A 22,752-nucleotide genomic window follows, 5' to 3' on the forward strand; every position below is an offset into this window, starting at 1 on the left:
TATTTGTGAAATAGCTTTTGTTTGTTAGGTATGTCACTAATCGATTTGATCGATTAGTTTTTATTTGTCTCTAAAATATCTCCAATAAGTACAGGCAACCATTCTTCTAAATCTCTAAATTGGAAGCCCAAATTTCTAGCCTTTTCATTGTCCATTAACCAAGACTCTGAAATATTGAACGGCGACACATTGGTTTCATTCGGTATAGAAGTAATGATCGCTGAAGTTTGTGTCTTTTCTTCTATAGTAGTGATTATGTCGCTTAACTTAACTTTTCCATTAGATAACGCATTAATTGGTCCAGTAAAATCTGAAAGACCAATCCATGCTAAGAAGTTTCCAGCTTCTTCTTCCGTAATAAAATCAATGGTTGCTTCTGGATTTACTAAGTGTATCTCCTCATGATTGCGGATTTTTTCAATATGAAAATGAAGGCGTTTTGTATAATCGTTCAAACCCAACACGATAGGAAATCTCACCGCTACCACAGTAAATGGTGCTTTTTGAAAAAATACAGCTTCCGCTTGCCTTTTTCCTTCGTTATAGGAAAAATCCTCTTTTGGGCCTTGAACGATCGTGTGTTTCCATGGATTAAAATCCTCTTCAACAAAACCTACTTCTCCATTACCTGCATCGTAAACTGATTTGGAGGAAGTGAACACATACTTTTTCGTCTTATCTTGAAACACTTGTATCGCTTCCATTGCTTCTTGAGAGGAATAACAGATCTGGTCAAAAATGATATCCCATGTTTCATTGCCGCATAGCTCCTTAAGCTCTTCCACATTCAATCGATCGACTATGATTCTATTCACACGTGTTGAAAAAGGATTCTGCGTATTACCTCTTGTTGCGATCGTCACCTCAAAACCTTTCGCTAGCAACGCTTCTACTAAATGCACACCGAAAAACCTTGTTCCCCCTAATACTAATGCTTTGCTCATTTTTTAATCCCCTTTGTTTTATTTATTACTCTAATCTCCTTCTATTAAAGAACCTATAACATACCCTTTTTATTAAACTCTCTCCATAAGTTCATAGGGTTTTCGATTTCTTCTTGAAGCTCCATCCTAACCATCGGCAACACTCTCTCTTCTGTTTCCTTTTGTAGGTCTTCATAAATAACTGCCGATTTTCCAAGGCCCACACTTTTTGCCTCTTCCAAACTTGCACAATAATAAATTCTCTCTACTCCAGCAAAATGCATTGCTGCAAAACACATCGGACATGGAAATCCACTAGCATACATTGTAGTGCCAGATAAATCATTCGTTTGTAAGTACTCTTGTGCACGTCGAATAGCCAGCAACTCAGCATGCCCACTGATATCATACTTCATATGCAGCTCATTTACTCCCTCACCAAGGACCTCTTCATTCTTTATAAGAACTGCACCAAAAGGCTGTCCCCCATCTCGAACATTTTCGATAGCCAATTCAACCGCGCGCTTCATAAAGTTATCCATGCTAAGCCTCCTCCCTTTGAGAACATCATATCATTCTATTGCGGGTTCCAGGCACCTTTAATATAGTTTTATTTCACTATCTGAGAGTGTAATGCATTGGAAGTAGCGAATATATTAAGAATTTTAACCCCAATGATATCTTAAATTTCCGAGTCCCATTCTTGTACTTATCAAGAAGACAAAGACATCTCCAAAAGGGCTCTCCAAAGTCGACTGAGGTCGATGATGGAGAGCCCTTTTGTACTTTTATTTTGTATCATTTGTATGAATGCTTGAATGTTCGAAAGTCCGTTTCTTTTGCTTTTTATCCAAATTCATATATTGCAACTGTTCCTGAGATTTCATGAGTTGCAGCTAGTAATGCTTTGCCTGTTGGACTCTTTTCAGCTGATATAAATAATAATCCTTCTGGTGAAACATCCCCAGCAGCATCTTCTGAGAAGTCACGGCTTGAAATAAGAGTGACAAATTTCGGTGCTTTTACATCGGTTAAATCATAGACCATAATACCGCTATAACGTTCTAAAGCGATAAATCCATAAGTTATTCCGTCAATTTCACCAACTACTGCTGTTTCGGGCTCAGGACCTTTGTCATCACTTCGGCTGTCTACTTTTATCTCATCGCTATTCGTATTAAAATATTTCGGTGTTTTCTCAGCAATAATACGTTCAAACTCACTACCGCTGTCATATACTTGCTCTAACGTTTTCGCATCAAAAATCGAGAAGCTACGTCCACCATAACCATAAATTGTTTCATATGCAGTGCCCTCAGCATTTAATCCATTTTCTGTCGTCACTTTATAGCCTTCTAATGTGGACAAATCAAATTTATCTAGTTCTGCTTGGGTAAAACCTTCATATTTAGAAGCATCTAGTTTAATTGGCAACTCGATATCAGCAAGATTCGCTACTTCCGAATAACCACCATCATCTACATAATCACGAGAGTCACCTTCATTCGGTGTAATGATGTACGTTTTACCATTAACTACAAAAGAATCTATTGCATCTGGCATATGCCAGGTAAGTATTGGTGCTTTATTAATACCAATCGCTTTATCATCTTTGTTTGCATCGATTTCATTTCCAGCTACAGAATGATCGATAACTCCTAATCCTTTTACCGACATAATTTTGTCGCTAACTAAATCTACAGTAGCAATAGCATTGTTTTCTTGTAGTGTTACATAAGCTGTTTTGCTATCTGGTGATACCGATACATATTCTGGTTCCAGTTGTGCTAAGTAGGAAGAACCTTTGCCTTGATAAGACATGCGCACCTTTTCATCTAACATAGCTTCGGTGAAAGTTAGTGTTGTTTCTTCAAATGAAGGTACATCTATGATAGAAATTGAACCATCTGGATCAATGGTCGTATCTTTATTAGGTTCCCCTTCATTTGCAACAATTGTTTTTTTCCCATCAGGAGTGAATGTCACCATGTCTGGTAAAGCCCCAACTTGAACAGCCTTCACAAAATTCCCATCTTTAGTAGCAAAAATAATATAGCCTAGATCTGTTTTTTCAGCGTAAGCAGCAATGGCGATTAAATCTTCCGTTGGATGAGAAGCGATACTTGTAATGTTCTTTACGCCTTTAACACCGTAATCCTCAATTACAACGCGTTTAGCTGAATCTACTTGTGTAAATTCAGCTGATCTAACATCAGCAAATGACAAAATATCAAATCCACCAACAGCACCATTTGTAACGAAGGCTTTCTTCAGTTTTTCATCATAAGCTAAAATTTCCGTGCCAGTTTCTCCTTGACCACTGTCATACCGAGCGACTTGTTTAACTGCTAGTTGTTCCGGATTAGAATTATAAAGAGGTGGTGCTTCATTCTCATTTGACTTGGATGCCACGAGTTGTGCATGTTTTCTATCAGCTGGTGTTTTGAATTTAGCTAAAAGTAGGTCACGTGGTGCTTTGCCTGTGAAGCGATACATAATTGCAGATCTTTCTTTCAATTGATAAGAAAGCTTTTGAAATTGTTTTTCTACTTCAACCGAGTCTTTATCTGACTCTGCTTTTTCGATTGCCTCTATGATTGGAGTTATGTATTGAGTAGCATAGTTATACGCATCAATATATGGAATTACGCCTTTTGTAATTCTTTCATTGTATAAGTCTTCTAAATCACTTAATAATGCTTTTTTGTTCTTTACCCTCGATTTTTCTATTGCTGCTTTTGCTTTTTGATAGCTTTCTTTTGCTGTATTAAGTGCAGGGTAAAGATCCATACTCGTCGTAATTTTTCCTTTTTGAGCTGGTACTACATAAGCGTAAGACGCCTCTTTCATATCTTTACGCGCTTGTTCCACTATATCTTGTAAAGAGCTACTTGCAAAACTAACACCTGTTGATGAAAACAATGAGGTCGCAAGCACCGTAGCCATTACTGTTTTTTTCACCTTATTTTTTTTCATAATTTTCCTCCTACCGATATTTATAAACTACTAATCTACTAATTAAATTAATTTTATAAATTAGATATAACAATGACTACTTAAGAATAGAGAATACAAATATTAAGTACAATGTGAATATTGTTAAATACATGTAAATTTTTGTTAGCATGTATTTACAAAAAAGAAGTGTTACGGGTATCAGTTACCCGTAACACTTCTTTATCCTTTAATATTATGAAGCCTTTTGAACATTAGACGAGCTTGTTTGCCCCCAAATTGATTGCACCCATTCTGGATGATCGATAAATGGGTTGCGGTTTCCTTGCCATTTTTGAATGATATTATTTCTATTTCGTTCCACTTCATCAACTGGGTCTTGAAGATGCCATTTTAAGAGAGTTGACAGCTTTCCGTGGTAAGGTGCACTTCCATTACCTAGCTTTTCGTTTAATTCCAAATCAACTTTATCTCCTTTTTCATAGCGAGTAGCCATATAGAAGAGAATTCTTGCAACATCACCTTTTACGCGATTAGGTGGCTCAAATGAATTTGAAGTTTTTAAACATCCATTACATCCGTTAACTGGGCTTCCCCCATTATCAAAATCTAAATTTCCTCTAGCGCTATTCACTTGTACATCCGTAGCACGTAGGTGATGGATATCAGTACCGGGTCCTTTACTTGTCCCAAAGTCTCCGTGTGATTTAGCCCATGTATGTTCACGATTCCATTGTCCTACATTACCACCGTTACTATTTTTGGAACGGGATACTCCTGAGTAAAATAAAATAACGTTATTCTTATTGTTCGGATCTTCATCCGTCTCTTTTAAAGCTTCCCATACTTGATCATAAGATAGTTGTGTATGATCATCGATAATTTCATGGAGCGCAGCTTTCAAGGCTTGTCCTTCTTTGCCAAAAGCATCTTTGTAATAGTCATCCACAGGGGAACCAGCAGTAGTCACATTTACACTAAAATTCGTAGTTACACTTTTTTCACCGTCTGTTGCAGTGACCCCAACAATATGAGTACCTAATTCAAGCTTTAATTTTAATGTGTTTGCTTCAACAGTCCCTTTTGTTGATGTAAAAGTAAGTTTATCATTGTCTGGATCAGAAAAATGATCTGTCAATAAGATGGATGCTGTTTCTCCAACTCTAACGTCTAGGTTAGATATAGCTTTTTTTACAATCGGTGCTTTATTTTCACCAGGTAAAGAAGGAACCTCAATGGGTTCCCCTTTAACATTTGTAAATTTAATTGTTTCTGCATTTGCACCGTTAATAAATTCAATTTCTTGAATGTTTTCGGCTCCGCGGATTTCTTTTACATTAGTACCATCAATGATTAACTTTTGCACATTTGTTCCTTTGAAATCAATAATCGCACCAGCATTTACAGGTTTGATCGTTACAGAATGCTTCGCAAAACCTTCACCTTGAAATTCTGCGTACGCTCCTTTGAAAAGGATTCCTTCTGTAATAACTGACTTGTCATCGAGTTTAACAGATATGCTTGGTTGCCCAATCGTCAATTTCTTAGTTTTAAGATTTTTGAAGTCATATTCTTTTTCTGCTTTAATCGGTTCTTCTACATCTTCAGCTAGTAAATCAATTTGAACCATTACCGGATCATGATCGCTTGCGCGTCCAGCCATATCCGTAAAGTCTGCGTTTATATGAAGAATATCAATTTTAGTTTTTGATTCTAAGTTCTTAGTAACTAAAATATGATCTAAAACTTGTGAATTACCTTGATACAAATATGTGTAACGATCAGCAGTTTCTACTTTGTTAATCATATTTGTCATTAGGCTGCCCTCATGGATTTTTAATGATTGAGAGAATTGATAATCATTAAAGTCTCCTAAAGAAACAACATTTGCATCTGGATTTTTTGTTTTAATATCTTCTACAAAGTTATATACGATATTCGCAATTTTATGGCGTTGCGTTTCACTATCATATTTCGGAGGTTGAATAGATCCAAATAAAGGAGTATCTCCAGACTTCGAATTCCAGTGATTCGCTATTACAATAACACTTTCACCTTTAAAATCAAACTGTGCTGCTAATGGTTTGCGGCTGCTATTAAATGCACTATTTGTAGGGTCAATGCGTCCTGGATTAAGTGTTAACTTTCCATCTTGGTAACCTACAGCTGTAGTCGCATTTCCAGAAGAGATACCTTCTGTTAATTTCACGCGTTCCGGATTATAAAGGAACCCGACACGGATATTAGCATTTGGCGCACCACCATCTTGATTGTTCACAGGGTCAATATTTACATACTTATATTGAGCTCCGCCTGCAGCTTTTATTGCCGCAATCAATCTTGCATAGCTTTGGTCTGCCTTTGAGTCTCCAGAATCTTCCCCATTATTATCTTGAACTTCCGTGACACCAACAATATCAGGACTTTGCATATCATTAGCGATTGCTCTTGCTAATTTACTAGCTTTATCATTGGAAGTAGATTTTGTATTATTTGAGAAGTTTTCTAAGTTATAAGATGCAATCGTTAATTTATCTTCTGATTTAGCAATTGTTGTCTTCTCAGGTTTTGCAGTTCCTTTTGTATGAGCAGCTTTCATTTCATCTAAAGAAACATAGATTTTAAAGTTTTGGAATGAATAGCCCACTACTCCAGTAATCGGACCATTAAACTTATCCCCCGTTGCAACTTCAAAATCACGACCAGGACCATTAGGTTCTAAACGGAATTGTATACGATTTGGATTTTGGTTACCCTCTTCATATAATACACCGCCATGAAGAGAATTCGTTGGCGCGTTTTCTAGAAGTGTAACAAGGTCTCCATGCTCTTGCGGTGCTACTGCTTTCACATTTCCAACTTCCACTCGCATTCCTTCAATGCTTTCCCAGAAATCAATTGCATCTACAGTCGGATTGAAAACAGTTAGATTATCACTATCAATTTTTGCTAATGCCATTTTTGTTTCATCGATGATGATTGGCGCTGGTAAAGTAACACCATTTTTTATAACTTCAACTTTTCCACCTTGATCATTTCTAACGTTGATTTGTGTGGTTTTCAAGTCAGTTTGGTTAGCATCAGAATATCCATCATATGCATACTCGCTCACTTTCCCAGTGACAGATACTAGATCACCTACTTTAATCGGCCATTTGTTTTTACCACTATAAAGTAAAATTGCTTCCGAGGTATTTGGATCATTATCCGCTAACTCATCTGGAGTTTGGATATGATAATAAGTTGAACCACTTAATTCAAATGAGTAAGTAACAACCCCTTGAATCCCTTCTACTGTTTTTCCATCGAATGAAGTAGCGTGCCCTGATCCTTGTATATCATGAATTTGAAGACTATCTGTAATCTTATACTCAAAAGACTTCACTTCAGAAGATCCCTCAGCAGTTATTACTACTGCTTTAATTGTTGTATCTTTTTTAATCTCGATAGGTGCAGTATATTTGGTGCTCTCTTTTGTTGGTTCAGTTCCATCTTCTGTGTAATAAATCTCTGCACCTACAGTTGTAGTGGACAGTGTAACCATTGTACCACCGACAAAAGTTCCACTACCTGGATTTGCTATAACTGGTTGCAAAATTGAACTGTCGGAAATGATATCTTGCACTGATCTAGGGATGATTTGGTAATCTGAATCAAACTGTTGAACAATACCTGTAATAGATTCATATGTGTTACCTACAATTAAACCTAAAGAACCATTTTCATCACGGACGATGAATTCAGTTACTCCATCAGTTGCTGTATAGTTTCCTGCATTTACTGATTTTAATGTAATACTTTTTGCTTGCACTAGAAGTGATTCATTGTTTTCGGACACTTCTGCACCTGTAACTATTTTTGGTGATGGTGCTCCTACATTTCCTGACTTATTAACAATAGTTGCCCCATCTAATTGAAGAAGTCCACGATAATCTGCTAATTTACCAGTGAGGATTACTTCATCTCCTACAGTTAAAGGCAGGCTAGTAGGGCGTACGGCAATACCACCTGTAGAATCTTGAATCGAAATAGTATTTTTCAAGTTTGCAGCTACTATTCCTTTAACCGTTACTGTTTGGCCAAGGGCTGTAGCACGTGCCTCTGCAATTGATACTGTCCCTTCTTCACTTAATACTGTATAACTAAACTCAGCAACCGCACTGTTTTCAAGTCCCTCTTTTATAGCGATAGCTTTAATCGTCATATCTTTGTCAATGACGATCGGAGCTTCGTATTTAGTACTTGAAACTGTTGGTTCTGACCCATTAGTTGTGTAATAAATTGATGCTCCTTCTGTTTTGGTTGATAGAATAATTTTAGTATCTTTTGGAACGCTTGAAGACGGTATAGACACTGTAACAACTTCTACTTTGTTTTCTACAGGTGGTTCTCCGCCATCATCAAGGAACTTCATAGTAGAAACTGCAGAAATACCAGGTAAAGTAAAGTAAGCACCTAAAGTACCATTAATTTCAACTTTTTTTCCACGGTTATTCGGGTTAGTTGCTAATCCAAATTGAGCACGGAAATTAGTTGCTAATCGAACTGGCAACATTTTCTTAATATCTGTCTCATCTGGAGAATCTGCAATAACTATATTTGTATCTGCAGGAAATGGAGCTTCTAAGTTCACCTTATTTTTATCTACCATATAGCCTACGATATATCCATGTACTGAAGCTGACCCTGAATTATTTGCAATAGCTTCAGCAACTGAAATTGACTCTGCCGCTTCTACATGTTGAGCATTAAATGGAGTAATTAAACTGAAAATCAAAAGAAATATTAAACCAATATTTACGGTTTTCCTCTTATACTGTTTCATTATTTGGCTCCTATCATTTTTCTATTTTTGATAATTACCTTAACTATTAAAATCAAAGAATCATTTCACCATCAATCGTTATTCCGTCGAAGTTCACAATTTTCCCACCTAGTCCAGTAAAGTCTGCATCCCCTTCAACTGTAATATTAGAAAAAGAAATACTTTCGCTTGGATTACCGGTAAGGATTAAGTCACCTTTGATTACTGCATTTTCAAGTTTAGCAATATTTGTCACAGATACTGTAACGTCGCCATTGTATACTTTTGGTGCATCTTGTGTACCAGAGAAATCTTCTTCTCCAATCTCCCCACCTGGAAGTTCAGTGCCCGGATTTTTATTTGCAACGTCAACGATACGTCCCTCTACTTTTAGATCAACATTTACCAAGCTTGCGATATGGTCACGTAAGTTTTCCCAGTCAGAGAGGCCTAAATCTGTAACTCTTCCTTCTTCATATGCTTTTTTCAGAACGTCGTAGCCATCTCCACCTTTTGCTGTAAAGGCATTGGTTGCAACTACATATTCTTCATCATCTTTAATTTCTACATAGCTATCTTTTGCCGCTTCGTATTTAATAGAAACTACACGTTCTCCTACCGGCTTAGAAGAATCGAATTCTACTTTTGCACCAGATACATGAAGAAAACCGCCGTTTTCTTTAGGAAATTCTTTAAAACTAGTTTCAAATGTTGCTTTTAATTCTGCACCCGTAAGTTTCATAGTCGCTAGGGTATTTCCAAAAGGAAGGACTGTTATAACTTCACCTACCGTTATCGGACCTTGATTAATCCCCGCTCTTATTCCTCCACCATTTTGGAATGCCATAACGACATCTTTGTTATACACTTTGGCTTTATCTAGCATGCCATCTGTAATCAGATTTCCAAGTGGGGTTTCATTACTTCTTACACTTACATTACTTTCTGCATTTGATCTAGGGTTTTCTAAAGCTTTTACAGCAGTTGCACCAGTAGGCTGTTCTTTCAACTCTTTAATTTTATCCGAGTATTTTTTCAACAATTGAGCGGCTTCTGCATCCTCTTGTTTAGCGTTGACACTTATTAACTCGCCTGCATGTTTTACTACTCTTCCATATTTATCAAACTCTACATCTAATGTGCCTAGAAATTCACTGTATTGATAAGCTTGCACGATAACGGTCGGATCTTTTGCTTTTCCATTTAAATCTTTATTTACTACTACCGGTTTTTCTAGTTTTGTATGACTGTGACCTCCTACAATAACATCGATACCTGTAACTTTTGCTGCCAATTGCAAGTCATTGTCATAAGCTGGATTATCATCATAACCTAAGTGAGTCACCGCTATAACCTTGTTAACTCCTTGCTTTTGGAACTCATCAACCATTGTTTGAGCTGCTTTTACATAGTCAGTAAAAGTTACCTTTTCTGGGCTAGAGATATCTTTTGTCTCTGCAGTTGTTAATCCGAACAAACCTACTTTTTGACCGTTTACAACTTTAATAATGCCACTATAAATCTGACTATTTTTTGCATCACTTGATATCTTCACATTGAATAGGCCTTTTAAATCGTCATCCTGTGAAAAATCAACATTAGAGCTGACAATTGGGAAATTAGCTTTTTTAATAAACTCTGCTAAAGCTTTGTGACCATCCGCCCCTGAACCAAGATCAAACTCGTGGTTTCCAAGTGTCATCACATCGTATTTCATCAGGTTCATAAACTCCAGATCAGCTTGTCCCTTAAATTCATTAAAATATAACGTTCCTGAGAAAACATCTCCTGCATCTATTAATAGTGCAGATGGTTTTGCTTTACGAACATCCTTGACTGCCGTAACTCGTTTTGCCACATTATCCAAGTTAGCGTGTGTATCGTTCGTATGCATCAATGATAAATTGAAGTTAGAGCCAGTATTACCGCCACCGCCTCCACTGTTTCCACCTCCGCTATTACCTCCACCACCGCTTCCACCACCAGGAGTAGATGGAGTAGTAGGTGTGATTATGACAACCCCTGCTTTTTTACTTACCGCCTCTATTTTTTCTAATAATTCTTTCATCATTGGAAGTCGTTCAGTAGGTGGCAATCTATAGAGTAAAGGTTTAATTGTCTCTAAAACTCTTATAGCTTCCGCAGATTTTCCAGCAGCTAACAATTTATCTGCTTCTTGTACTTTCATATAAACTGTCACGGGCACCATCAGCTGATCACGTTTAAGGTTTGCCGGGTCTTTATATTGTTTTAACAATAAATCCCTTGCAGCTTTACCTGTAAAGCGATAAAGTATCGCTGTACGGCTTTTTAATTGAACGGATAGTTTGTGATATAAATTTTCTACTTTCGCCCAGTCTTTTTCTGCCTCTGCCTTTTGGAGATCTGCCATAATCGGCGTTAGATATTTGTCCGCATAATTGTAAGCGTCAATATAAGGAATAATTCCTTTTGTAATACGTTCTTCATATAGAGCATCTAAATCTTTTAACAAAGTATCTTTATTTTTTGCATCTGATTTCAAGATTGCTTTTCTAGCTTTTTGGTAATTTGCTTTTGCCAAATTCAATGCTGGATACAAATCTAAACTTGTTGCGAGTTTTCCATTTTGTGAAGGCACTACATAAGAATAAGCCGCTTCCTTCATATCTATTCTCGCCTGGTCGACAATTTCTTGCAATGAACTATTAGCGAAACTAACACTTGTTGAAGTTAATAAGGATGTTGCAAGAACCGTTGCAATTACAGACTTTTTTACCGTATTCCTATTCATAATTTCCCTCCTAGTATTATTCGCGCTAGGCAATTCTATCTAATAAATAGAATAATCAAGCAACTACTCTATTATAATTAAAATAGAACTTTAATACAAACAGAATATTGTGAAAAATTTGTAAAGTTAAGTTAACAATACATTTACATAAATAAAAAAGCTATTCCACATAGACACCCTAAGTGAAATAGCTTTCTTCATTTTGTAAACTTTCTGCTTGAGAACTAAAAATAACTGGTAAAAACTCCATATCCAAAATAAACCGTTAGCAGTGATAGTGCGGCAAACACTACATCTTCCACTGCTCCTCCAGTTTTCGTTGTAATCGGGAAACGCACCGTTACTTTAATCGGATACAACAATTTAATCCCGTTTTTTGTAGCCATATCCAAAATATAATGGCTCGCCATTCCTACCAAGATTCCCGCTACAATAGATTCATTTGTTACGAATGAATTCAAAAGAATTCCTATTAGAAACAAAAACAATAAACTATGTGTAAAGGAACGGTGGCCAAATAATGTACTAATAATTTTAGATAGTAAAGGCAATTTTCGCCCAATTTTACTTCCTCCGTGGCAAATATCTGGAATCAAAGCACCGACAACACCAGCGCCAACTAAAAGGACGGTTTCATAATTTGAAGTTTGGGCAAAAGCAAGACTTGCTGTAATACCGCCAATGATGTGAGTTTTTCCTGTCATGCTTCTTTTTTCTCCTTTTACTCTTAAGCTAAACTTCTATTTTACACTATTTTTCCAACTGACTAAATAGGATAACAGTAACCAATAAATTAGAAATTGCCACTTACGAAAATGTTTGGCCGCTAATTGAAATGGGTATCATATAAAAACAATACATTACATTTAGGGAGTGACGAAGATGAATAAAACTAGATGTGCCTTATTAATTGGAGGAATTGCCGCATTATCATATGCCTATTTCACTAAAATTGAAAATAGAGACCAAGCAATAACAACTTTGAAAAATACTAAAACAAAAATTAATTCTTATACGGATACTAAAAAACATAAGCCGACACAAATGACGAAAGCTGGTTTCTCAGATCCTAAAGACCCAGACGACAATCGTATGGTGGAAGAAGGAGCCATGACAAGCGTTCAGTATTACAATGAAAAAGTACAAGAGCCCGATTCTAAATCGGCAGCAAAAAATGCTTTTCCAAAATCCCAACAAAAAAAGCTTCCTGAAAAAGAAGAATCTTTGCCAGAAGCTAATAACCAATCACCTGCAAAACAACAAAATACCAATCATAATGCAAAAGACTAAAAAAGCGGCTGAAGCTTCAGTCGCTTTTTTCTAGTCAATTCTTCTTTTGTAATAACGCTAGCTTCGCTTTCGATGGTGTTTCGTAACGAATTGCCGTGTTCTTTTGAACAAAGCTACTTCCCCCTAAACCATAAAGACCATTCTGTTGCCCTTTATAGCTGTAAACTCGGTACTCTTCTCCCTTTTTCAATGTTCGAATAGTAGATAAAGAGCCATCGTTTTCTATTTTCATCAAATAAGTATCTTGAAGAATCGTTACTTTACCAATTTGGCCAATTTTGAGCTCTGTTTTCCCCCACATTACTTTCGGAATGTTGGTTGGGGCCTGTACAGGCATTAAATAATTTTTTAAAAATTGATCAGCTAATACTTGATACCCAGCTTCGTTTGGATGGATATCCTTTGGGTTTTCCAAAAATGCTGTGCCATTTACATCAAAAGCAGTTGCTATTTCCACAAAGTGTACATTTTCTCTTTTCGCGATTTCAGCCATTCTACTATTTACAAAACTAAAAGCGAGTTTCAACTGTTGTTTGACCCCATTATCCGCTATATGTGGTAACGGAAAATAATAACCAAATAAATAAACATCTGCTTCCGGATTGAGTGCTTTCACTTGTTGAATAGCAGCAGTCAAATTACCAGCTACTTTATTTAACATTGCCGACGCTGTTGCAAGATCTGTATTAATACTTTCATCCTCTGGATTGTACATTTCATCTATAAAATCGTTGGCACCGCTAATAATGGTAACAAGCTCTGCCTCTTTCAAAGCTTGCTGCACCTCAGTACGCTTCAATGTTTCCAACAAACCGACGCTTGTTTCACCGGTCATGGCAAAGTCTTTGTTAAAGGACGCTAACAAATCTTTCTTAGCGAGCTCTTCACTAATAATATCGGTGAACCCTCTTCCAACCTTAATCCCATATGGCGTATGACCAGCTGCTAGTGAATCACCCAATGCTACATAATCGACTTTCTTACTCTCCGCCTGTGCGTTAGGAGTCCAAACGCTAGAAAGAGCAAGTGCTCCGACTAATACAAACGATAAAATCTTCTTCACTATTAATCCTCCTTCACCCATTCTATAATATGCATAAGTACCCATAGTTATCAGAATAGAACTACAACTGTTTTAATAATAGCTTTTCTCATTTAGAGACACAACTTTATTATGGAAATAAATATAGTGAGCTTTAGAAAGCAGGTAAAGGCAAAAAATCCTTTCACAGTCTTGTTCAACTGCGAAAGGACTTTTTAGTTTCTCCAATAGCTAATACTTCTCCATCTCACTAGTCCCAGTAATTTCAATTCCATTCAGAGCTTGGGTTGCCAATCGATCCGCTTCCGCATTTGCTTTTCTTGGAACTAACTCGTATTCTGGCTGAATACCTAAGTCTTTCATTTTAGCTTCAATACGATCTGCCCAACTAGATAAATCCTTTTCTATCACTGGCCATTCTTCACTCAAATGATTAATCACGACCTGTGAATCTCCAATGAAGCGGACTGGTAAATGGTGAACCCCCAGAATTTCAAGCTCTTGCAAGCTTAGATAGAACGCCGCATATTCGGCCTCATTATTAGATACTAGCTCGGTAGCAAACGCATTTCTTCTTAATCGATACGACTTTCCGCTTTGCTCATAATAAATAACACAACCCAAACCAGAGCTGCTAGATGCTCGCTCGAATCCCCCATCAAAATAAACAGTCACATTATGTGGTTCCGTTTCGATTCCTTTCAAATAGCCCTTCAACTCTTTTATCGTCCACGAACTATCAAAACGATCAATGAAAATCACATTTTTTGCGCGACCTATTTTCTCCAAGTCCTCTGCAACAAGTAGGGCTTGAGTTGCCTGCATCTCATCTGAGCGAAAGGTAATTTCCACCCCTTTAGGAGTCCTATAAATACATTCGATTATCACATTCATCACAAATCCTCCAAACTATTAAATCCACATAACTATAGATTACCCAATACAGTACATTTTTACATATGGAAAGAAAAAAGCGTAATCCTAATTGGACTACGCTTTCTTCTTTCCCCTCAATGGGGATACACTCGGAAAATTCGCTAATGTTGCTTTGTTAAACCTTTACTGACAATGTTAACTTTCATCTCGTCAGTGCAGTTCACTTCGTCTGAAACATCATCAGACATCAAGGTGCACTTCCACAAAAAACTTTTCTTTCACTTGCTAATCATACTCTTTGGGTCAGAACCTAAATATATCGGTTCCCGACGAGAGTGCCTTTCGCCAGTAAAGCAAATTTTCCGCCAAGGCTGTGCAAATCATCCTTTGGAGTCTCTTGTAAACGCATCGTTTACCAGTCCCTTCCTACGGTAGTTCCGCCTTGTACTATTTATATACCCTTGAAGAAATTAGTTAAACATCTTTTTTCTTTTTTGTGTATAAAAACTTTATCCACGCTATCCTATAATATATCTTAAAGGTATGTCGAAAAAGGAAAGAAAAAAGCGTAATCCTAATTGGACTACGCTTTCTTCTTTCCCCAAATACGGGGATACACTCGGAAAATTCGCTAATGTTACTTTCCTAAAACGTTACTGACAATGTTAACTTCCATCTCGTCAGTGCAGTTCACTTCGTCTGAAACTTCATCAGACATCAAGGTGCACTTCCACAAAAAACTTTTCTTTCACTTGCCGATCATACTCTTTGGAACAGAACCTAAATATATCGGTTCCCGACGAGAGTGCCTTTCGCCAGTAAAGCAAATTTTCCGCCAAGGCTGTGCAAATCATCCTTTGGAGTCTCTTGTAAACGCATCGTTTACCAGTCCCTTCCTACGGTAGTTCCGCCTTGTATTATTTATATACCCCGCTAGAAAGTAGTTAAACATCTTTTTTAAAAATATTTTTATATATACAGGGACAAAGTTCGACATATATTGCACGTTCAAGAAGGAAAATATCCATTTATGCATATTCTAGAGATTTTTCTTATTAAATTTAGTATATTTGAAATGCAAAAGATGTTTTATACAGGAATTATTAAGTATTTTGTACCTCTTGCAAACACTCATTTATTCTTATTGCATTTATATGAGAGAGTACAACATCTTAAAATTAGTTTGGAGAAACTATTTAACCTTTCAGCAAATAGCATGTTAACGATCGCAACAATAGTCTTCTTTTTTAATCCAAGTACTTATTTTTATTTTGTTTAATCGCACTGATATAAAAAGGAAGTTCTAAGAACTCAAAGAAAAACAATGCTTGCTTATATACTTCTTTGATTTCTGTAATGGCACCATTCATTTTTTCTAAGCATTGACCTTTATAGTATAAGAATTGGCCAACCAAAAAGAAAAATGATGTCTCTTTTGATTTTTTTATTCCTAAATTTGCTGTTTCTAGTGCTTCTTCATAGTCTTTTAACTCATAAAGTATATTGCATTTATTAAAGAGCACTGTAATGAGTGTTTCGTAAATTTTATGGTCGCTATAGTTTTTATGAAAATGCTCTTTGAGAATTTTATTATAGTAGTATAAGCTTTTTGGGATTTCTCCATTTTCCGCGTATATATTTGCAATAGAATTACTAATTTTAATATGTAAAAAGCGGAATTGAATAGTTGTTTGATTGGAAAAATCTAAAATGCTCTTTAAGCTACTAATACATTCTTCTGGTGTAATGATTTTCAAATAATAATGTGCTATATCTAAGAGGTATTCTAAGTAGAGATTTAACCAGATATTTTCAGAATCAATTTTGTTATGTTTAATAATTGAAATAATTTTTTTATAATTATGTTCTTTTAGATGAAACTCAATATCTTTTATTAATCGTTCACTTTCTAAGACATCTTTATGAAATAACATTTCTATAAAATATTCAACTGGGACTTGTAATTTTAAAGCTATTTTTAATAATGTATCAATTGCTGGATATACTTCTCCTGCTTCAATACGGCTAATAGTCGACTGTGTACAAATATTATTTGCGAGCTCTTTTTGGGACATTCCCATTTCAGTTCTTAGTTTACTAATCTCTAAACCTAAATATTTCATTTCCAAAAATATCACCCCATACTATTTAAAAGGACGGTAATCACATGAAAAAACTATCTATTATTTTATTAATCGTACTAGCAGTAGCGCTTTATCCAAACGTAAGCAATGAGAGTGCTAAATTTATCGATAAACCAATTACTACATTAGATTTACCACTTATCCACTAATAATAGTAGAATCCAATAAAGTTACTATTTCCATTAATTTTATTGGATTTTTCAAATATTACAATGTAAATAATTAACAATACCCTCTCCTAATACCCATCTAAACATGCATTTCAATCTGGAGAGAGCTCTAAAACTAAAATATACAAGGAGAACGACTATGCAACTAAAAGCAAATAGTGTTGAATATTACCCTTTACACGTAGAAAGTAACTCAGACAATGTAAGTGATCATTTTAAAAATACTAGTTCTGAATTAAATAATATAGTTAAGCCTGGGCAACAACTATTTGCATTATCAGCGAATGATGAAAAAGAATCACATTCACTGGAGTTGGACCTTGGATATGCTATAGAGCGAAACCAATTGGAGTTGTATTATCAGCCTAAAGTCTTTGCAAAGACCAAGCAAATAATTGGTGCAGAAGCACTGATTAGATGGAATCATCCAAACCATGGCATGATATCCCCAGCCGAATTCATACCTTTGGCAGAACAAACAGGATTAATAAAAGAAATTGGAAAATGGGTTACAAGAACAGCTTGTATGCAAAATAAAGATTGGCAAAATGCCAAGCTACCGATGATTCCCATTTCTATTAATTTATCTGCTAATCACTTCCTAGAAAAAGATTTAATCAGCAACATAGTACAAACATTGAAAGAAACTAACTTAGAACCTCAATACTTAGAAATTGAAATTACTGAAACGTCTCTATTGGAAGAGGAAGAAATTGTTTTCTCTATTTTAGAGGAACTAAGAAATTTAGGTATTAAAATTTCTTTAGATGATTTTGGAACAGGTTACTCGTCCCTTTCCTATCTTAATCGATTTAAAGGTAAATTAGATATTCTTAAAATTGATCGTTCTTTTATTCGTGATTTAAGTAGTTCACATGAAGAGGATTCCAATTTTATTGTGAATATGATTATCCAATTGTCGCATCAGCTGAAGATGGAAGTAATTGCTGAAGGCGTTGAAACGAATGAACAGCTGCAAGTATTACAAAAATACAATTGCAATATTATTCAAGGTTACTTGTTCTCTAAACCACTAACTGCATCTAAATTTGCCGACTTACTAAAAACGTCCCTATGTGAGAAACAAGACTAAATTGTTTCTTACATAAGGACATTTTTTTAATAATAGCAGTTTTGCTTGACTCTTAGATCAAAAGAAGAAAACTATTTGGCCATATCTAGCGCCTTAAGCAGTTCCGCAATTTGATCATTCTGCTGATCTAAAAATTCTTTAAAGTCTTCTGAGTTTTTATAGTCACTTTCCCAACCAGCACTTGTCATTGCTGTTTTCCATTCTTCTGTTTCTACCATTTGTTGAATCTTCTCATTCCAGTAGCTAAGCGCATCTTCGCTTATCTCTTTCGGTCCAAAGATCCCTCTCCAAATCATAAATTCCGCATCGATACCTAGTTCATTCATAGTTGGGACATCTTTCAGTTCTCCTCCCATCCGCTCTGGAGAAGCGACCGCAAGCACTTTTACTTCGCCAGCTTTTACATACTGGGTTACGGATGAAGCATCTGTTGCAAGTACATCCGCATTACCACCTAGTAAAGCAGTCATGGCTTCGCCGGTGCCATCATACGAGACGTATTTGATTGATTTATGATCTATTCCCGTCTTATATGCAGGTAAAATGGAAACTAAATGATACATCGAGCCAGGGCCTGATCCTCCAGCAAATGAAAGAGAGGTAGGATCCTTTTTTAAATCATCTAATAATGCTTGAAGATCATTATACTTTGAATCTGCTTTAACAACAATTGAGCCATAATCTTTTGTTAATTGGGCAAGAGGTGTCGTATCATTATGTCCAAATGGGCTATTCCCTTCTTTTTTCAAATGATTAATCAAAACAGGAGGTGAACCCGTGAATAATTTGTAGTCATTTTTAGCATCTTGCGTAACATAGCTAGCAAGAAACACAGTTCCGCCACCGCCTGGCTTATTTTCAACCATCATACTTCCATCCACAAGCTTGGCATCTGTCATCACTTTCGTAAATGTACGAGCTGTTCTATCCCAGCCTCCCCCTGGTCCAGAAGGTGCTACGACAACAATTGCTTTTTCTGGGTACGTATTTTTATTAGCTCCACTAGCGGTATTACTTCCTGTTCCACTACAGCCAGCTAACCCTAACGCCATAACCGTTCCTAATAGAATACCTTTCCATTTTGCCGTTTTCATCAATACTACTTCACCCCTTCAGATAGTATAAATCTCCATTTTTGCAGCAAATCTTGAAAGCGTATACATTCTTATTTAAATGAAACTCCCCGACAGCATAATCAGGGAGAATTCTTTTCGTATAAAATTAGTTCACCAACTCCGCATTTTTACCTAGGATATACTGTGCAGCAGATGTGCCGGCTAATTTTCCATAAACGGCACCAGACATTAGACCAGACCCACCTGGATAGTTTTCGTAAAAAATTCCACCAATCATTTCACCAGCCGCAAACAGTCCTTTAATCGGTTGTTCTTCTTGATTTAGCACTTCCCCCGATGTATTTACATGTAATCCACCAAACGAGAAGGTGATCCCGCATGTTACAGGGAAAGCATAGAATGGAGATTTCTCAATCCGGAGTGCCCAGTTCGATTTTGATGGAGTAATTCCTTTCGTTCCTTTACCATCTTTCTCAGCGGGCTTATAATCGCCTTCCTGCACAGCTTGGTTATACTCTTCGATTGTTTCTAAAAATTGTTTTTGATTTACCGGCAATAAATTCGCAAGTTCTTCTAGCGAATCTGCTTGATAGAAAGTTGCTTCTTCCAAGTCATATTCTTTCCGCAACATCGGGCGAACTTGAGCATCATAAATTTGGTAAGCTATATGACCAGGTTGTTTTAATACTTCCCGACCATATTTGGCATACGTATAATTCCGTAAATCTGCTCCTTCATCTACAAAACGTTTTCCCTCTTTATTCAGCATAATGCTGTAAGGATACGAATGCTTTTTAAAAATATCTCCTGGTTTTGTAAAGTCTCCGACAATCGGTGCATTAGAATCTGTTCCAATCGAATGACAGCCAGACCATTCTCCAAATTTTTGTGCTCCAACTTCTAAAGCCATGAATATACCGTCACCTGTGTTAAATTCAGTCCCACGAACAATGGCAGCTTCCCATTCTTCACCGATATGTTCGCTTCTCAATTTCTTATTGGCCTCGAAACTTCCGCAAGCTAAAATTACACCGACTGTATTTACTGTAATTGTCTCGTTATCTTTTTCCACAACAATTCCCGTAATTTGGTCGTTCTCTTTTATTAATTTTACCGCTCGCGCTTCATACCATATATCGATTTCGAGCTCTTTCACTCTTGCGAAAAGCTGCTTCATTAACCCAACGCCTTTATCTTCTGTTTTAATAGGCAGACCTCCCCAAAAGTGGCGCTTACCATCTTCCATAAAGGATTGATTTTCATAGTTTAACTCAAATTTAAGTCCTTGATCTCGCATCCATGCAATCGTTTCATAAGATTTAGAAACTAACTGCTTCGCAAGCCCAGGATTACTTTTTCCACCTGTAACGCGCATCAAATCATTATAATAATCGCTTTCATCGTATTCGGGCATCATGATTATATCTGCTTCTTCATCTGTCAATTCTGGTATGATCTTTCGGATAGCTTCTAAATTATTATAAGCAACACGAATCGCCCCATCTGTAAAAAAGGAGTTCCCTCCACGTTTTTTCTCAGGTCCTCTTTCCAAAACAAGAACATTCGCCCCACCCTCTTTTGCGGCAATCGCCGAACATAAAGCTGCATTCCCTGCTCCAACTACCACTACATCATAACTTTGTGTATGTGACATTTCGACCCCTCCTTCATAACTCTTAACGTTATAGTAGAGTAAAATGAGAGATAAATATAATATCGTTTTTTTATTTTCATCCATAAAAGAATTTTATTAATAAGTTATCAAGTGATATGATGAAATTAATTGATTGAATATTTAGTATTAGTGAGGAGGACACCTTTTGGATGAAAAAGATTGGCATATAATAACGACACTTTATGAAGAGAAAAATATAACAAAAGCAGCTGGGCGGCTTTATATTTCACAGCCAGCTTTAAGCTATCGAATACAGCAGATGGAAAAAGAGTTTGATTCAAAGATTGTTTCTAGAGGAAAAAAAGGAGTCGAGTTTACGGTAAAAGGGGAATTTCTTGTCCAATACGCACAGGACATGATTGATCAATTACGCAAAACAAAAGAACAGATTTTAAATATGGATAATACCGTAAAAGGAACGCTAAGGTTGGCTGTTTCAGGTCTATTTGCTCGTTATGAGCTACCTTCTTTATTGAAAGAATTTTTGTCCATATACCCTGAAGTTGAGGTAAATTTAAAAACAGGTTGGAGCTCCGACATTCATCAAATGCTTCAAAAAGAAGAATCGCATCTTGGAATTGTGAGAGGAGATTATAGCTGGAAGGAAAATAAAATATTATTACGGGAAGAAAAAATATGCATCGCTTCTAGTAAAAAAATAGCATTCGACGAACTTCCATACCTACCAAGAGTGAATTACCAAACGGACCATTCATTAAAAAATACAATAGCAAACTGGTGGCAAGAAACTTATTCGGTTCCACCAATGATATCGATGGAAGTAGACCGGCTTGATACATGCAAAGAACTTGTGCTAAATGGTCTAGGATACGCTATTCTGCCGGAAATTTGTATTAAGAATGATGAGGATTTGTATATTGCACCTATTCTTTTACAAGAAAATAAGTATTTACTTAGAAACACGTGGATATTTTATCGGGATGCTACGCTAGAGTTAGCTCAAGTTAAAGCTTTTATTGATTTTTTGAGTGACTAGTATTTCTTACATAAAAACTGCCCCCATCCATTAGACAAGTTAACAAATGAGGGCAGTTTCTGATTCACCTAAATATTTTTATAAACACCAGTCATGAACAACGCCTGTTTTAACGAACTAAATGTAGGTATACTGCTGAAATCGAGTCCTAACTGAATGGAGGTTTGGGCTATTTCTGGGCGAATTCCAGACATAAAAGTTTGAATGCCGAGTAAGTTGAGAATATCCATCAATTGAAACATTTCATTGGCTACCATCGTGTCCATGATTGGGACAGCAGAAATATCAATAAAAAGCTGTTCTATTCCAAGAGCAGAACACTTTTGTGGCACTTCTTGTAATAATGCTTTTGCTCGACTCGTATCAATATCACCTACAATTGGTAGCACAGCTACTCTTTCTAAAATTGGAATAACCGGAGTACCCAATTCATTTATTAATGTTTGTTGGGCAGTCAAACGCTTGTTGGACAACTCATAGTATTTTTCTGAAAACAGATAGATAAGATGATCGAAAGAGGTGTTATATACTATACTCCACTTTATAATATGTGTTTTGGTCACTACCTCATCATGTTCTTTTGCAAAAAGACCAACATATCCCCATATTGTTTCACGAGTTTTGTTCAATGCCTCAATGACTTCATGTATAGGCGTATTATTTTCAATTCTACTTTTTGCCACTGTCTCGGCCCATAACAATTGTTGCTCTTCTAAAGAACCCTTTTCCTCTAGAAATGCAGAGACAACAGTTTTGATCGTCAAAGCATGTTGTTCTAGTAGAATGTCATCTATTTGTGGATTCGAATTGTTGGAGTAAAAGGCCCCAGTAAAATTGTCTTTCTCAGCAAACCATCGTTCTGTAATATTTCTAGAATTGTTAATTAGGTATTCATAAAGTTGTTCATTAATTGATTTCAATTTACTTCCTTCTT

Annotated in this window: 16 protein-coding genes; 4 read left to right on the forward strand and 12 right to left on the reverse strand. The window is 36.3% G+C overall.

Annotation, left to right across the window (positions count from 1 at the left end; genetic code table 11):
* Positions 1-53: 53 nt before the first annotated feature.
* From FG382_RS14395 to FG382_RS14425, 6 genes are all read right to left on the reverse strand, one after another.
* Positions 54-944 (reverse strand): NAD-dependent epimerase/dehydratase family protein, encoded by an 891-nt coding sequence (locus tag FG382_RS14395; protein WP_142539587.1) that lies wholly within the window; start codon positions 942-944, stop codon positions 54-56.
* A gap of 53 nt (positions 945-997) precedes the next feature.
* Positions 998-1,465 (reverse strand): nucleoside deaminase, encoded by a 468-nt coding sequence (locus tag FG382_RS14400; protein ID WP_142539588.1) that lies wholly within the window; start codon positions 1,463-1,465, stop codon positions 998-1,000.
* A 304-nt stretch (positions 1,466-1,769) separates the two neighbouring features.
* Positions 1,770-3,899, reverse strand: coding sequence for a choice-of-anchor I family protein (locus FG382_RS14405; protein ID WP_142539589.1), 2,130 nt, complete (start codon positions 3,897-3,899; stop codon positions 1,770-1,772).
* A 214-nt stretch (positions 3,900-4,113) separates the two neighbouring features.
* Entirely contained in the window at positions 4,114-8,703 is a 4,590-nt protein-coding gene (locus tag FG382_RS14410; RefSeq protein WP_229677278.1) for an endonuclease, read from the reverse strand.
* A 52-nt stretch (positions 8,704-8,755) separates the two neighbouring features.
* A complete protein-coding gene (locus tag FG382_RS14420; protein WP_170206527.1) occupies positions 8,756-11,455 on the reverse strand; it encodes a 5'-nucleotidase C-terminal domain-containing protein in 2,700 nt (899 codons plus the stop codon).
* A gap of 224 nt (positions 11,456-11,679) precedes the next feature.
* Positions 11,680-12,159: a metal-dependent hydrolase gene (locus tag FG382_RS14425; protein ID WP_142539590.1), complete on the reverse strand. Its 480-nt coding sequence runs from the start codon at positions 12,157-12,159 to the stop codon at positions 11,680-11,682.
* Positions 12,160-12,337: 178 nt separating this feature from the next.
* On the opposite strand from FG382_RS14425, the gene FG382_RS14430 reads away from it, so the two are divergent.
* Positions 12,338-12,745, forward strand: coding sequence for a hypothetical protein (locus FG382_RS14430; RefSeq protein ID WP_142539591.1), 408 nt, complete (start codon positions 12,338-12,340; stop codon positions 12,743-12,745).
* A gap of 34 nt (positions 12,746-12,779) precedes the next feature.
* On the opposite strand, the gene FG382_RS14435 is transcribed toward FG382_RS14430, so the two are convergent.
* The 3 genes from FG382_RS14435 to FG382_RS14445 all read right to left on the reverse strand — a co-directional run bounded on the left by FG382_RS14435 (position 12,780) and on the right by FG382_RS14445 (position 16,786).
* On the reverse strand, positions 12,780-13,808 hold the full coding sequence (locus FG382_RS14435; RefSeq protein ID WP_170206528.1) for an SGNH/GDSL hydrolase family protein: 1,029 nt from the start codon (positions 13,806-13,808) through the stop codon (positions 12,780-12,782).
* 210 nt (positions 13,809-14,018) lie between these two features.
* Positions 14,019-14,681: a ribonuclease H family protein gene (locus FG382_RS14440; RefSeq protein WP_142539593.1), complete on the reverse strand. Its 663-nt coding sequence runs from the start codon at positions 14,679-14,681 to the stop codon at positions 14,019-14,021.
* Positions 14,682-15,910: 1,229 nt separating this feature from the next.
* On the reverse strand, positions 15,911-16,786 hold the full coding sequence (locus tag FG382_RS14445; RefSeq protein ID WP_229677301.1) for a helix-turn-helix domain-containing protein: 876 nt from the start codon (positions 16,784-16,786) through the stop codon (positions 15,911-15,913).
* A gap of 44 nt (positions 16,787-16,830) precedes the next feature.
* On the opposite strand from FG382_RS14445, the gene FG382_RS23375 reads away from it, so the two are divergent.
* Positions 16,831-16,956, forward strand: coding sequence for a hypothetical protein (locus FG382_RS23375; RefSeq protein WP_268238252.1), 126 nt, complete (start codon positions 16,831-16,833; stop codon positions 16,954-16,956).
* Positions 16,957-17,116: 160 nt separating this feature from the next.
* The gene (locus tag FG382_RS14450; protein WP_170206529.1) at positions 17,117-18,070 is read left to right on the forward strand and encodes a putative bifunctional diguanylate cyclase/phosphodiesterase; all 954 of its coding nucleotides are present in this window, start codon (positions 17,117-17,119) and stop codon (positions 18,068-18,070) included.
* Positions 18,071-18,141: 71 nt separating this feature from the next.
* Here the strand turns inward: FG382_RS14450 and FG382_RS14455 are convergent, their stop codons facing one another.
* Both FG382_RS14455 and tcuA read right to left on the reverse strand, forming a co-directional pair.
* Positions 18,142-19,164: a tripartite tricarboxylate transporter substrate binding protein gene (locus FG382_RS14455; protein ID WP_142539712.1), complete on the reverse strand. Its 1,023-nt coding sequence runs from the start codon at positions 19,162-19,164 to the stop codon at positions 18,142-18,144.
* 127 nt (positions 19,165-19,291) lie between these two features.
* Positions 19,292-20,800 (reverse strand): FAD-dependent tricarballylate dehydrogenase TcuA, encoded by a 1,509-nt coding sequence (gene tcuA / locus FG382_RS14460; RefSeq protein WP_142539596.1) that lies wholly within the window; start codon positions 20,798-20,800, stop codon positions 19,292-19,294.
* Between the two features lie 166 nt (positions 20,801-20,966).
* On the opposite strand from tcuA, the gene FG382_RS14465 reads away from it, so the two are divergent.
* Positions 20,967-21,818 (forward strand): LysR family transcriptional regulator, encoded by an 852-nt coding sequence (locus FG382_RS14465; protein WP_142539597.1) that lies wholly within the window; start codon positions 20,967-20,969, stop codon positions 21,816-21,818.
* 68 nt (positions 21,819-21,886) lie between these two features.
* On the opposite strand, the gene FG382_RS14470 is transcribed toward FG382_RS14465, so the two are convergent.
* Positions 21,887-22,738, reverse strand: a complete 852-nt coding sequence (locus FG382_RS14470; protein ID WP_142539598.1) for an STAS domain-containing protein — start codon at positions 22,736-22,738, stop codon at positions 21,887-21,889.
* Positions 22,739-22,752: the final 14 nt, after the last annotated feature.

The organism is Psychrobacillus lasiicapitis (genome assembly GCF_006861795.1).
Lineage (GTDB): Bacteria > Bacillota > Bacilli > Bacillales_A > Planococcaceae > Psychrobacillus > Psychrobacillus lasiicapitis.

Bases quoted from the DNA above. Each gene is read 5' to 3' on its own strand.
- FG382_RS14395 (WP_142539587.1), bottom strand. From the start codon at position 944: ATGAGCAAAGCATTAGTATTAGGGGGAACAAGGTTTTTCGGTGTGCAT.
- FG382_RS14400 (WP_142539588.1), bottom strand. From the start codon at position 1,465: ATGGATAACTTTATGAAGCGCGCGGTTGAATTGGCTATCGAAAATGTT.
- FG382_RS14405 (WP_142539589.1), bottom strand. From the start codon at position 3,899: ATGAAAAAAAATAAGGTGAAAAAAACAGTAATGGCTACGGTGCTTGCG.
- FG382_RS14410 (WP_229677278.1), bottom strand. From the start codon at position 8,703: ATGAAACAGTATAAGAGGAAAACCGTAAATATTGGTTTAATATTTCTT.
- FG382_RS14420 (WP_170206527.1), bottom strand. From the start codon at position 11,455: ATGAATAGGAATACGGTAAAAAAGTCTGTAATTGCAACGGTTCTTGCA.
- FG382_RS14425 (WP_142539590.1), bottom strand. From the start codon at position 12,159: ATGACAGGAAAAACTCACATCATTGGCGGTATTACAGCAAGTCTTGCT.
- FG382_RS14430 (WP_142539591.1), top strand. From the start codon at position 12,338: ATGAATAAAACTAGATGTGCCTTATTAATTGGAGGAATTGCCGCATTA.
- FG382_RS14440 (WP_142539593.1), bottom strand. From the start codon at position 14,681: ATGAATGTGATAATCGAATGTATTTATAGGACTCCTAAAGGGGTGGAA.
- FG382_RS14445 (WP_229677301.1), bottom strand. From the start codon at position 16,786: ATGAAATATTTAGGTTTAGAGATTAGTAAACTAAGAACTGAAATGGGA.
- FG382_RS23375 (WP_268238252.1), top strand. From the start codon at position 16,831: ATGAAAAAACTATCTATTATTTTATTAATCGTACTAGCAGTAGCGCTT.
- FG382_RS14450 (WP_170206529.1), top strand. From the start codon at position 17,117: ATGCAACTAAAAGCAAATAGTGTTGAATATTACCCTTTACACGTAGAA.
- FG382_RS14455 (WP_142539712.1), bottom strand. From the start codon at position 19,164: ATGAAAACGGCAAAATGGAAAGGTATTCTATTAGGAACGGTTATGGCG.
- tcuA (WP_142539596.1), bottom strand. From the start codon at position 20,800: ATGTCACATACACAAAGTTATGATGTAGTGGTAGTTGGAGCAGGGAAT.